At 31.8% G+C, this 13,806-nt stretch carries 5 protein-coding genes; all 5 read right to left on the bottom strand.

What is annotated here, in order from left to right:
* Nucleotides 1-205: 205 nt before the first annotated feature.
* The 5 genes from P4S50_RS00155 to P4S50_RS00135 all read right to left on the bottom strand — a co-directional run bounded on the left by P4S50_RS00155 (nt 206) and on the right by P4S50_RS00135 (nt 13,758).
* Entirely contained in the window at nt 206-3,136 is a 2,931-nt protein-coding gene (locus P4S50_RS00155) for an S-layer homology domain-containing protein (RefSeq protein ID WP_277732484.1), read from the bottom strand.
* 207 nt (nt 3,137-3,343) lie between these two features.
* The gene (locus tag P4S50_RS00150) at nt 3,344-5,038 is read right to left on the bottom strand and encodes a phospho-sugar mutase (protein ID WP_277732483.1); all 1,695 of its coding nucleotides are present in this window, start codon (nt 5,036-5,038) and stop codon (nt 3,344-3,346) included.
* 329 nt (nt 5,039-5,367) lie between these two features.
* Complete coding sequence (locus P4S50_RS00145) at nt 5,368-6,039, bottom strand: DUF6042 family protein (protein WP_277732482.1); 672 nt, start codon at nt 6,037-6,039, stop codon at nt 5,368-5,370.
* Nucleotides 6,040-6,061: 22 nt separating this feature from the next.
* The gene (secA, locus tag P4S50_RS00140) at nt 6,062-9,352 is read right to left on the bottom strand and encodes a preprotein translocase subunit SecA (RefSeq protein WP_277732481.1); all 3,291 of its coding nucleotides are present in this window, start codon (nt 9,350-9,352) and stop codon (nt 6,062-6,064) included.
* 203 nt (nt 9,353-9,555) lie between these two features.
* Entirely contained in the window at nt 9,556-13,758 is a 4,203-nt protein-coding gene (locus P4S50_RS00135) for an S-layer homology domain-containing protein (protein ID WP_277732480.1), read from the bottom strand.
* Between the last annotated feature and the right edge of the window lie 48 nt (nt 13,759-13,806).

Genomic DNA, 13,806 nt, shown 5'->3' with positions numbered 1-13,806 from the left:
TTCATTTTTCTAAATATTTCCTCGTTTTCCAATGTTATTTTTTACTCTGCTGTTATATATTTATTACACTTACATTTTATTATAATATTAACCTTTTATTTCAATAGAAATAAGTGGAAACTATAATAGAATAAAACCCCAAATCATATGATTTGAGGTTTTATTGTTTTTAATAATTCATTTTCTTCTTAATCTATTATTATGATTAGTTATTTACATTTACAAGTTTTTCTGAAACTTTACTTCCATTTACCCACATCTCAACAGTGTTTACTCCTACTACTCCACCTGTTAAAGTTGCAGTTTCAGCTTTTGCATCAGCATTATTAGTTACTTCTTTAAATCCTACTAATGCACCTGAGTTATCTAATACTTTGAAAGTGATTTCATCATCTTTGTTTATATCGTAAGTTACAGTTATATCTGTGTTTCCTGCTCCAGCATCAACTGTTGATACTAGTTTTGAAGCTTGTACTAAATCAGTTTCAGGAGTAGATGCTTTTTCACTTGCATCTTTTGTTAATAATACATACTTAACAAAGTTTGTTCCCTCATCCATAACTAACGTTACTTCATCTGCATTTTCTTCTAAGTCACTTAATGATATTTCTTCTATATCATCAGTATCTTCTATATCAAATACGTATGCATCTTTCGCTAACGCGTACTCAGTTCCATTAACTGTTAACTTCTTATCTGATACTTTAACATTTGTAACTACTTCTGTAGTTTCAGCTGCAGTCATTGCATCTATATCTGCTGCAGTATTATCTATACCTGCTGTTGTTCCTTTTACTAACTCTCCAGTCTTAGAGTCTACATATATCATAGCTATTTCACCAGCTGATACTGAAGCAGCTGTTATAGATTTATCTGTGTAGAATGTTTTTTCTACTCCATCTACGTAAGCTTTAATTCTCCACTCATCATCGTCTCCTGATAGCTTCTTAACATCAGTTATAAGAGCTGCGAAATCATCAACATCTTCATCATCTCTCTCTGAAGCTGTTACAGATATATAAGTTATTACTCCATCTTCATCATAGTATACTGTACCTGTCTTAGCAGTTTCAAATTCAACAGCTTCCCAAGTGCTTACATCTGTATCATCTGCATCTATTCCATCTGTTACATCAAATACTAATGCATCTTTATCAAGCTTTTTACCTTCTGCATATTTAGCATCTGTTTTAATATCTGCACTGATTGCTGTATCATCCATATCTAAAGTTAATTCAGTTATTTCTCCATCTTCGTCAACTTTAAATTCAATTACAGTTCCTTTTAAAGCTTTCTTAGTAGCTACACCATCAGTTGTAACAACATTAGCTGTTCCATATACTGAAGCAAAGTAGTACTTAGTTATAGCATCTTGCTCTTCACTTGAATACTTATCCCAAGCTTTATCTACTGTTGAAGCTCCAACTACATGTTGATTTCCTGCTCCAACTTCTGCAATAGCTTCTACAGCAGCTACGTTAGCAACATTTGTAGCCCACTCTTTAGTGATATCTACTTCTACATCTTTAGCAGCTACTTTGTAGCTTACTTCCTTACCTGATTTGTTTAGTACATCTACAAGAAGAGTGTGATTTCCTCTAGCGTCAGTATCTACATCTATATCATCTGTTAATAAAGCAGCTACTGTACTTGTTTGAACTTCATCACGATCTCCTAATACAAGTCTAACATCACCTTGTCTATCAAAATAAACAGTTACTTCTTTGTCAGCTTCTTTCATTTCATCTAAGATATCAGAATCTATAGTTTCTAATTCATCTTCATCAACATACATAGAGTCAGCTGCAATATCGTAATCTTCATCATTTAATCTGAATCCATTTCCAAATACCTTGTCTAATTTACCTTTTTCACTCTTGTTGAATACTTCAGCGTATTCAGCAGAAGTGTTGTAGAATACTATATCTCCAGCTACTAAATCTGAAAGTTCTATATTCTTACCATCTTTAACTACATCGTAATCTTTAAAGTTTACTTCTTCTTCGTATCCAAGAACATGATCTGCTTCTACTGTTTCAACTACTATCATGCTATCTAAGTCATATACTTCTAAAGAAGCAATTTCATTATCTACTACTACAGCTTTCGCATATGAATATTTTGAATTTAAATCTGACTCTTTAACTTTTTTACCATTCTCGTATATAGCTGCATCTTTAGCAAACTCATACTCTTTATCTTTATCAACTAATTTAACTGGCTCTTCATCACCTGAAGTAAATTCTACAGCATCAAAGTACACATCATCATTAACTTCATATGATACTAATTCATCATCATCGTTTATGAATGCTTTAATTTCAGCATTGAATACTCCTTCAAAGTTGAATCCTTCCGGAACTTCAACAACACCTTTACTAGCTAATCTTATTTCATTATCTTCTAAGCTGCTATCAGTTCTAGGGATATCTATTACTTTTTCTTCTACTTTTTCAGTATCTAACTTATCAGCTAATAATGTTTCTTCTGTAGTACCATCTGTTCCAGATTTCACGAATTTTGCATCATCTCCGTATCCTACTTGAACCATCATAGGTACTTCTAATGAGTTATCCATTAATTGAGCTACTATTCCTCTTGGAGCTGATGTTCCTATTGTTCCATTAACATCATCAGTTATATCTTCTTGTCCTGCAACTACTAAATATCCATTTGGGTATCCACCTTTAGATTGAGCTGCTGGCTCATATCCTAATGCTCTTACTATCATTGTTACAGCTTCTTCATATTTAACTGGTGCTTCTGGATCGAATACTCCGTTTCCTCTACCATTTATAACTTTAAGTCCTGATGCTATATTGATGTATCCTGATGCCCAGTGATTAGCAGCAACGTCATTAAAGTTAGTGCTTCCCATTGAAGCTTTCGCTGAAGCTTCAAGTCCTAATGATCTAACTACAACTGCTGAAAATTCTGCTCTTGTTATTGTTTGACCTGGTTTAAATGTTCCATCTTCGTATCCTTTTAATATTTCAAGTGCTGCTAATCTTTCTACTGCCGTCTCATAGTCAGTTCCCTTAACATCTTCTGGTATAGCTGCAAATGCTGCTCCCATTGATCCGAATGCTAAAGCCCCTGCTAATGCAACTGAAAGTATCTTTTTATTATTATTCATATCTCTTTTTCCTCCTCGAAAATTTGATAGTTTTTTAAGTTTAATTTAATTTGCATTTTATTCTCTGTCGAACTTTGTCGTTCACTTGCTACATGATTCATTATATACGCACAAACTATCAAATACAATTACAGGAGTATTACAGTATGTTTAATAAAATATTACACAGATATAGATAGAACCCGTACTAGATAGTACGGGTTCTATCTATATGCTCTCTATTCTTTTCATTATAATTTCACTCAAGTTATTCAACTTGTCATTTGATTCTTTCTCTGATCCTGCATTAACAGAAAAATAGAATTTAATCTTAGGTTCAGTTCCAGAAGGTCTTATTGTAAACCAAGATTTATCATCTAATATATACTTTATTACATTAGACTTTGGTAGATCATCTATTCCATCTTGATAATCTTTAATCTCAGATATCTTAAAACTTCCTATACTGTCCATGCTGCTTTCTCTAAAGAACTTTATTATACTCTGTATTTTCTCATTTCCAGACTTTCCTTTTAAAGTTATCGACTTTAAGCCATCTTTATAATACCCATATTCCTTATATATCTCTTCTAACTCATCACACAAGCTCAAACCTTTAGAATAATAATATGCTGCCATCTCACATATAAGCATAGATGCTACAACAGCATCCTTATCCCTTGCATGAGTTCCAACTAAATATCCATAGCTTTCCTCATATCCTAAGACAAAGTTCTTATCTTTATCTTGTTCAAACTCCTTTATCTTCTCTCCAATAAACTTAAAACCTGTTAAAGTTTTTAAAGTCTCGACATTATAAGATTTAGCAATCTTTTCTCCAAGGTCAGATGTAACTATAGTATTTATAATTACACTATTATCAAGTAGCTTATTATCCTTACTTAAATTGTCTAGAATATACTTAGTAAGTAGTGCCCCAACTTGATTTCCATTAAGACATATATACTCACCATTGTTTTTAACAGCTATCCCCACTCTATCACAATCAGGATCTGTTCCTATAACCAAATTAGCATTTTCTTTTTTCGCAAGCTCTATCCCAAGTTTTAAAGCCTGTTTTTCCTCAGGATTAGGATAATCAACCGTACTAAAGTTAGGATCCGGCATCTCCTGTTCTTTAACAACCATGACATTCTTAAACCCAACTTCCTTTAATACTCTTCTCACAGGTATATTTCCTGTTCCATGAAGAGGTGTATAAACTATCTTAAATTCATCAGAAACCTTTTCTATAATATCTGATCTTAAAGACTGTTTTTTAACAGCTTCTATAAGCTCAGTATCTATATCACGTGATAACTCTATTATAAGCTTTTTACCTACAGCTTCATCATAATCTATACTAGGTATCCTACTATAATCATTTATCTTAACAACCTCATCTATTATCTCTTTTGCAACATCAGGAAGTATCTGAGCACCATCTTCCCAATACACCTTATATCCATTATATTCAGGTGGATTATGACTTGCAGTTATAACAATACCTGATATACAATTTAAATGTCTAACAGCAAAAGAAAGCTCAGGAGTAGTTCTTAAATCATCAAATATGTAAGCTTTTATTCCTAATGCAGCCAAAGTCTTAGCAGCTTCTATACAAAACTCCCTAGACTTATGTCTATTATCATGTGCTATTACAACCCCTCTATCCTTAGCATTATCACCTTCATTTATTATCTTGTTTCCAAGTGCAAAAGTAGCACGTCTTACAGTATACTTGTTCATTCTATTAGTTCCAGCCCCTATTATTCCTCTAATACCAGCCGTTCCAAATTCTAAATTCTTATAAAACCTATCTTCTATATCATCCTTATCTTCCTTTATACTCAAAAGCTCATCTCTTACATCTTCAAAATAAGTATTATTAATCCACTCTTTATATATATTTAAGTAATCCATAATAACCTCCCTTTAGTTCTTATACATTAGTTATATCCAAATAATTATTATGTAATCCCATAAAGCGAAACTTAATTAATTTTACACTTATACATATATATTAAAATAAACTCTATAATATTTTAAGAGTTTTTCCATAATTCTATAAATTTTATTTTATTCACATAAAAAAACTGCACTCGATTGAGTGCAGTTTTATATCCGAAAGCTAAGAGTTCTAAAACTCCACCCTTTCAATGCTGGAGTTAAAAACTCTACAGCTTCTGGATTGGTTCTGCTAAAAATTCAACTGGAATAAAAACTCCATCTGAATTAAGTTTCACCTTATATTAAGATATAACGAATCTCTTTTGCTCAAATACTTCTTTATTTATACTTACATAAACCTTATCAGCTTTTCTAAGGTTCTTAACTTCTTTATCAGCTTTTACCTTTATAGATCCTTCTTCAACTAAGTAAGCTAGTACTTCTTTGATATCAGCAAGCTTAATCTTAGTTGTATCATATATGTACTCAAGTGATGTAAGTAAGTTACCATTACTGTTAATAAGAAGAGTTAATATATTATTAAAAGCATTTTGATGCTTTATTTCAAATCTTATCTTTTCTAACATAGTCTTTTCTTCTTCATCTAGGCTAAGAACTTCCTCTGGATTTGGAATCGGTAAATTATATTCATATACTAACTCATCATTTTCATTTTTTGTTTCTTTGATCAAGTTGTATTTGATTAATATATCTAAATCCTCAACTCTATTAGTAGGATATTTGATTCCTAACTTATTAATTACTCTTTCTTTTTCTTCCTTTAACTTTCCTGTTTCGCTTTCTATAGCAAAAATTGTAGTTAATAACTTATTCGTACCTTCTTCACCCTCTAATCCTTTCATTTTTAGATGAGCCATCATTAAATAAGTTTTATAAGTTGTCTCTGGTAAGTATCTAAACCAAAATTTAGACTCTATTTCCTTCGTTAAGTTCACTACTTTTTTAGACCTCATGTTGTAACTCCTTCCATCTCTTCTAATCTATTATAAAATGTTTTGTTAAAATGACTTTATTCATTGCAAATAATCTAAATTCATATCTTCCTTTTGACCATTTATCTTTTTTCTTTTCAAAAGTAACTTTAACTGTTCCAGATTTATTTATTTTCATCTGTATATTATCTATTACATTTTTCTCATCTATATTAATAAGTTGACCATGCATCAATGCTTCTTCATCTTCATTGATTTCAAAATCAAAATGAACATCTATCTTTTCTTCAAGTTCATCATAAGAATCGACTATAACAAACGGGAATACACTATTCTCTCCTAAACCTAATTTAAGCTCATGGAATCCATCTCTCCATCCATTAGATGGTCTAGGTAATTTCACCTTTATAGCTTGATCTTTAACAGGAACATCAAAAGACATCTTAGTTCTTTCATCCCTACTATACATTAAAGAACAAGATAACTTATCTTCATTGCATCCAGGAACCTTAAATTCAAAGTTAAGATTAGATAACTTATTAGAGAAGAATCTTATATCATTAAACATATTCTTATCATCTATATGCTCAGGTTCTGTAACCACAAAGTCTATACGCATAGATTCTTGACCAGATACAATAACCTTTAATTGATGCCATCCTATAGTCCAATCTTTATTCTCATCTTTATTCTCATCTTTATCAAGTTCTATCTTAACTACTCCATTTATTATAATTTTCTTGTCATGACCTTCAAGCTTTTGCTCAAATCCATTATCCATATAACATAGTATAACATCTGCCTCTACATCTTGTGTAGCATTTATATCTATATTCAAACTTATTTTAGGTTGATTAGCAGGAATTCTAGGTAAATGTTTTCTATTTATCTTATATTTATCCTCTAACTCACCTATTTTAGCAGCTTTTTCTTCTTCTCTTATCACTTCTTCTTTATCCATTTGAGTCTTAAGACCAGTCAATACAAATAAAGACTTAACAGTAAGACTTTTAACCTCACTTAGCATATCGTCAAACATTCTAAATGCTTCCTGATTGAATATTCTTACAGGACTTTGTCCACCTACATATTGGAAGTTAATACCTTGTCTCATTTGCTCAACTGTATCTAAATGATCTACCCACTTCTCATCAATAGACTTCATAAGCGTAAGTCTTTCAATATATCTAAGCTGTGTGCTACCCATCATTTCCTCTTTAGCTTCATAATTTTTATAAGCTTCTTCTAATATATCTTCTATTATATCGTTTTTGTCTAAATTTTCTATTTCTTGTTCAGTTAAATCATCAAATTTTATCTTATTATCAAAATACAACTGATTATTTAAATACTCTTGTATTCCTTTAAGATCCCATTCTTCTGGATAAGGACTCATAGATGTATGAGACTGCACTAAATCATTAATTACATCCTTTAGTATATCCTTAACAAATGAGCTCATATCTTCTCCATTTAAAATCTTGTTTCTTTCATTATATATAGTTTCTCTTTGTTTGTTAAGTATTTGATCAAATTCAAGAGTAGATTTTCTTATATTATAAGTCATACTCTCAACAGTAGCTTGAACTCCTGCTATAGCTTGAGAAACTAGCTTGTCTTGTATAGCCTCATCTTCTTTAAGACCAAGCTTCTCTACAATCTTTCTTATATTCTCCATAACCTCTGGCTTAACCTTGTCAAATAAGCTATCTTCAAGAGATATATAGAATTGCGATTCTCCTAGATCTCCTTGACGTCCAGAACGACCTCTTAACTGATTATCTATTCTTCTTGAATCATGTCTTTCAGTTCCAAGAACAAATAATCCACCAATATCAGCTACGCCATCCCCCAGCTTAATATCAGTACCACGACCTGCCATATTAGTAGCTATAGTTATAGCTCCCATTTGACCAGCATTCCCTATAATATCTGCCTCGCCTTCATCCTGCTTAGCATTAAGGATATTATGCTTGATATTTTTTTTCTTAAGAAGCTTACTAAGCTCCTCTGATTCATCTATATAAGTAGTACCTATAAGTATAGGCTGTCCTACAGCATGTCTTTTCTCTATCTCTTTAAATATAGCATCTAACTTTGCCTTCTTAGTAACAAACACTAAATCGTTGTTATCAACTCTCTTTATAGGCTTGTTAGTTGGAATACATAGTACATCTACCCCATAAGTAGACTTTAACTCTTTTCTATCAGTATAAGCAGTTCCAGTCATACCAGCAATCTTTGCAAACATCTTAAAATAGTTCTGATAAGTTATCATACCCATAGTTCTATTCTCTTTAGATATTTCTACATTTTCTTTAGCCTCTATAGCTTGATGAAGACCATTAGAAAGAGTTCTTCCAGGCATTAATCTTCCTGTAAATCTATCTACAAGAACAATCTCTCCATCTTTAATAACATAATCTTTATCCTTAGCAAACATATGACTAGCATAAAGACTTTGTCTTATATGATGTATAAGTTCTGTATTATTAGTATCTGCAAAGTTTTTAAGACCAAATATCTTCTCTGCCTTATCTATTCCTGTTTCTGATAAGTTGATAGTTCTTTTTTCATTATCCTTTTCGTAATCCTCTTTATCAAGAGACTTTACAAATCTATCAACAGTTATATAATACTCAGAAGGTCTGTAAGAATCCCCACTTATAATAAGAGGAGTTCTAGCCTCATCTATAAGTATAGAATCGACCTCATCAATTATAGCAAAATTTCTTCTAGTTTGAACTACCTGTTCTTTAACAGTAGCCATATTATCTCTTAAATAATCAAATCCAAACTCACTATTAGTTCCATATATAACATCACAACTATATGCTTCTTTTCTGTCTTTTGGCATCATACCTCTTTTGATAAGACCAACAGAAAGTCCTAAAAATTCATGAACTTGTCCCATCTCTTCTCTATCTCTTGAAGCAAGATAATCATTAACAGTTATAACGAATACACCTTTTCCAGTAAGTCCATTAAGATAAGCTGGTAAAGTAGCAACTAAAGTCTTACCCTCACCCGTCTTCATCTCACCTACATTACCTTCATGAAGTGCAATTCCTCCCATTATCTGAACAGCATAATGCTTCATTCCAAGCACTCTAAAAGAAGCTTCTCTAACAACAGCAAAAGCTTCATCTAATATACTATCCATAGTATTTCCACTTTGTAATCTATTTTTAAACTCTATAGTCTTAAGCCTTAACTCATCATCAGATAAGTTTTTATATTTATCTTCTAAGCCTATTATCTTATTAGCTCTTTTTTCTAATTGTTTTATTTTTTTGTCGTGAGAATTAAGAATCCCCCCAAAAAGATCAGCCATATATTTTCCTCCCATGTAAAGCTTTATGGTATTATTTCACAAGTACCATTTTATCATTATTTTGGAGAAATGGAAAGAAGATTGGTAATAATGTAAAATAAATGTAATAAAAAAGACCCCTTGGACTTGGGATTTCTCCCAAGACCTATGGGGTCTTTCTTTAGTTAAAAACTAATATTTTAATTAATTTTGTTTAAATTTGATTAAGCAGTTTGCTTTTCAATAGTTACAGTTACAGTTACCACTTTTTCTGTCTCACCTTTTTTAAGTGTTATTTTTACTGTTGCTGTATTCTCAGTTGCATCAGCTGCTGCTTGTTTTGTTAATTTGATTGCTCCATCAGCTTCTACTGTTAAATAACCTTCAGCATCTGTTCCTTTAGCAACCTTTACAGTTACTTGATCATTTACAGGTGATGTAGTTTTTATTACATCTGTTGTTATAGTGTCACCTGCTCCTACAGACTTTGCTATTGTTGCTGTAGTTGCATACTTAGCTACTTCTGCTTCTACTGCTGCTTTATCTGCTGCATCTGTTTGTGCTTTATCATACGCATCTTGAGCATCATCTTTAGCTGTTTGAGCGTCACCTATAGCTTTTTGTACAACAGCTAATCTAGCTACTAAATCCTTTGTAGCCTTAGCATCTTGGTCTAAATCAGCTACTGCTGTATCTGCAGCTGTATCAACAGTTTTAGCTGCATCAATTGCTTCTTGTAATGCTGCTATTTTAGATGCTTTAGTAAGGTCTTCGTCCTTAGCTGCTTTTAATGTTGCTATTTCTGCTTCAGCTAATACTACTTTTGCTGTTGCTGCTTGTAATTTTAATGTTTCATTTGTTACATCTGATCCACCAATTTTAACATCATTACCATGTGAATCTAATGATTTAGGCGCACTATCTAATTTAACTCCTGCTACAGTTACATCTGCAGTTTCAATTTTATTTGCTCCTACTATTTCTGCAGCTCCACTAATGTTAGCTGTAGTAACTTTTGCTGAAGATGAAATAGTTACTTTAGAAGTATTTGTTATATTTAATGTAGTTACCTCTCCATTGATGTTAACTGTAGCATCGTCATCACTTACTACTAATGTAGTAGCTTTTGCATTTTGATTCCATGTACCAGCTGCTACATCTGTAACAGTTATTGTTCTACCTACAACTACATTGTTGTTAATAGTTGCATTTGGAGCATCAACAGTTAAGTTTCTAGTTATGCTTGGGTTAGCAGAACCTGTTAATGTCATTGTTCCTGATTCACTTGTATTAACACTTACGTTACCAGTTATTTTGTGGCTTCCAAAGTCAATATCAACTAACTGAGCTAGACTTAAATTACTTCCATAATTTGCAGAAAGTTTAACAGTATCAACACCTGTAACTGCAACTGCACTTGCTAATTTAGTTGCATCTGCAGTAATAACTATGTTTTCAAATCCAACTACTTCACCATTATTAAGAACTAGATCTAATGAAATTGCATTTCCAGTTGTAGGTAAACCACCAGTAAATACGTGATTTAATTGACCTAGAACAACTTTAGCTGCTCCAACTACTGGGTAAACATCATTACCAATTTGTATTTCATTATCTGTAGTATTAATATAAGAAACTGTACCTTCAGCTTCTCCTGGAGTTCCAGAATTAGTTTCACCATTTAATGCTAACCAAGCATCTCTAGTTCCACCAGCTTCACCTATGAACTTAGTAGCTTCTGCGCCTGATTTTTTCATATCTGTGTCATATAACTTAACAGCTTTAGCATCTGCATTCTTAGCTATTACAGTTACGTAATCATTTTCATCTAAATCACTGTATGTTCTATCATCATCTTTTTCATAGTAGATAGTGTCATCAACCTTATAAGTGTGTTCAGTATTACTTAAGTTCTTAACTGTTACATATTTTCCATCTACTTTAATTACTTTTCCTGTAAATTCACTGTAGTTAGTGTCTGTATCTATTTTTATCTTTCCTGAAGAAGTTTTCTTGAATATTTGAGCTGTTTGTGAAAGAGCTTCAAATGCAGAAGTTGAGTATGTTCCTTCTAATTCTATTCTCTCTACTTTGTCAGATCCTTCAAGTATTACATCAAGATACTTATCGCCATCTTTAACTTTAACAGCTTTAATATATCCACCGATACCATCATCTTCAAGAGATTCAAATCCATCAATAAATACTACTGCTTGAATAACATTATTATCATCTAATGCATAAATAGCTTTAGCTCCTGTAGCAGTTTTATCTACTATATCAGCCCACTTAACTATTTCAGCATCTGATGCATCGTTAATTGCAGTTTCTGCACTTGTATATCCTTCTGTGTAGTCAAATACTACTACATCTTCTTCAACAGCATAACTACCTTTACCATCAAATTTAATACTTGATTTAGATATATCTCCTTTAGCAAGTGCCATATCAGCTGTTACTTCTGAATCTTGTCCTTTAACATTTTTAGGAGTTGTTATTGCTGCAGAAGTTGTTTTTGGATTAGCTTTTGCAACATTTCCTAATCTAACTAAAGAATCTATCTTTCCATCTTTATTTACAGTGTATTTAACGAAGTCATATAAACCATCAGCTTCACCAGATACTGTCTCATGAGTTATTTGAGATTCAGCAGTGAATCCATATAATTCGTCTCCATCTATATCTAATGTATATTCAACTTCTTTTCCTTCTTTATTAAGAACTTTTACAGATACATCGTTGTATCTCTTATCTACACCAGTGATTATACCATACATATCATCAGAAGTAGATTTCACATCAGTTGTTATATGTCTGATATCTCCTTTTGCATCCATTAATGCTATTACTTCACCATCTACTGCAGTAATATCATTTAACATATTTTCACCTTTAGATGAAGTGTATGTTTCTACATTTTTGTTCTTATCTGTAGATACAGTAGTTGCATTTTTTACAACATCATAATCTTTTCCATCTATTTCAAACTCTGTAGCTTCCCAAGATTGTCCTTTACCTTTAACAACATCTCTTACAACTACTATTTGAGCAACTTCATCACTAGAAGCAGCTTCTTTTAAGTCATTACCTTTTAAGTTCTTATCATTGATGTACATTACATCATTTTCTTTTATATCTTCTAACTTCATTGCTTTACCAGTATTATCTACAACTGAAACTTTATCATAGTCTTTAGCTTTGAATTCTTTAGTAGACTCTGTGCTGTCGAAGTAAGTTACAGAATCTTTATCAGCTTTAACAACTATAACTCCGTTTTTAGTTTCAAATCTTTGAGCTTCTACAACTGCTATGTTTCCTTTTTCATCAGCAACAGCTTTAACATATAAGTTTCCTTTTTTAGCTTCTTTTTCAAAGTCTGATTGACCTACTGACTTGTTATCTATATAGTACTTAACATTTTCATCATCAATGTTGAAACTCTTGTCAGCTTTGATTAAATAGAATTCATCTTTATTTAATGTTTCAGTTTCATCTATCATATCATAGTAAGTTGCGAATTCTTTATCAGCTTTCTCAACATATACTACTTCTTTTTCATTAACATCATAGTATACGTTTAATCCTTCTCCTAATAAGTTAGATACGTTAACTTTTTCTGCATCTACATCAAAGTTTCCTAAGTTATCTCCTTTTTTGCTTAACTTAATTTGATCTTTTTTTACTCCAGTATCAACATTTGGAGTTCCTGTAACTTGAACATCTTCATACTTAACTATATTTCTTTTATCTTCTAATAAAGTTAATTTAGTTCCTTTAATTATTTTTCCATCTACTTCTTTCCAGTTATTATCATCACCGAAAGTATCTTGCTTAATAACTGCTGCATCTAAAGTATTGCTTACTAATATAGCTGCAGATCCTCTATTTACTGAAGTTCCTTCTATTTTAATATCATCTGTAATATCTAAGTCAGTAGCTTTAGATATATAGTTTCCTGGCCAGCTTCCTTTAACAAAAGAATCTTGGTATCCTAATGCTCTAACAAGCATAGTTAATGCTTCTGGGTAAGAAACTTTAGCTTGTGGCTTGAAAGTTCCATCTGGATATCCTGATAATATTCCTTGTTGCTTAGCAGTGTTAATATATCCCCATGCCCATTCACAAGATGCATCAACATCTTTAAACTCTGGCTTTGTAGAATTTATTTCTGCAGTATATCCTAGTCCTAAAGATTCAACTAACATTTTAGCGAATTGAGCTCTAGTTAATTCTCCTTCTGCATGGTACTTTCCATCTTCCATACCTTTAACTATATCTAATGCATTTAATTTCTCAACAGCTTTTACTACGTCTTGATTATCTATACCTTCAGTTAACTTAGCGTCCATTGCAAATGCAGATCCCATAGATCCGAATGCTAAAGCACCAGCTAATGCTACTGAAAGAACTTTTTTAGTATTCTTCATTCTATAATTCCTCCCTTAATTTATGTAAATGTCCATTTATTATATAAA

The organism is Tepidibacter hydrothermalis (assembly GCF_029542625.1).
Lineage (GTDB): Bacteria > Bacillota > Clostridia > Peptostreptococcales > Peptostreptococcaceae > Tepidibacter_A > Tepidibacter_A hydrothermalis.
The sequence above is the reverse complement of the archived record's forward strand: the minus strand, read 5'-3'. Positions and strand labels throughout refer to the sequence as shown.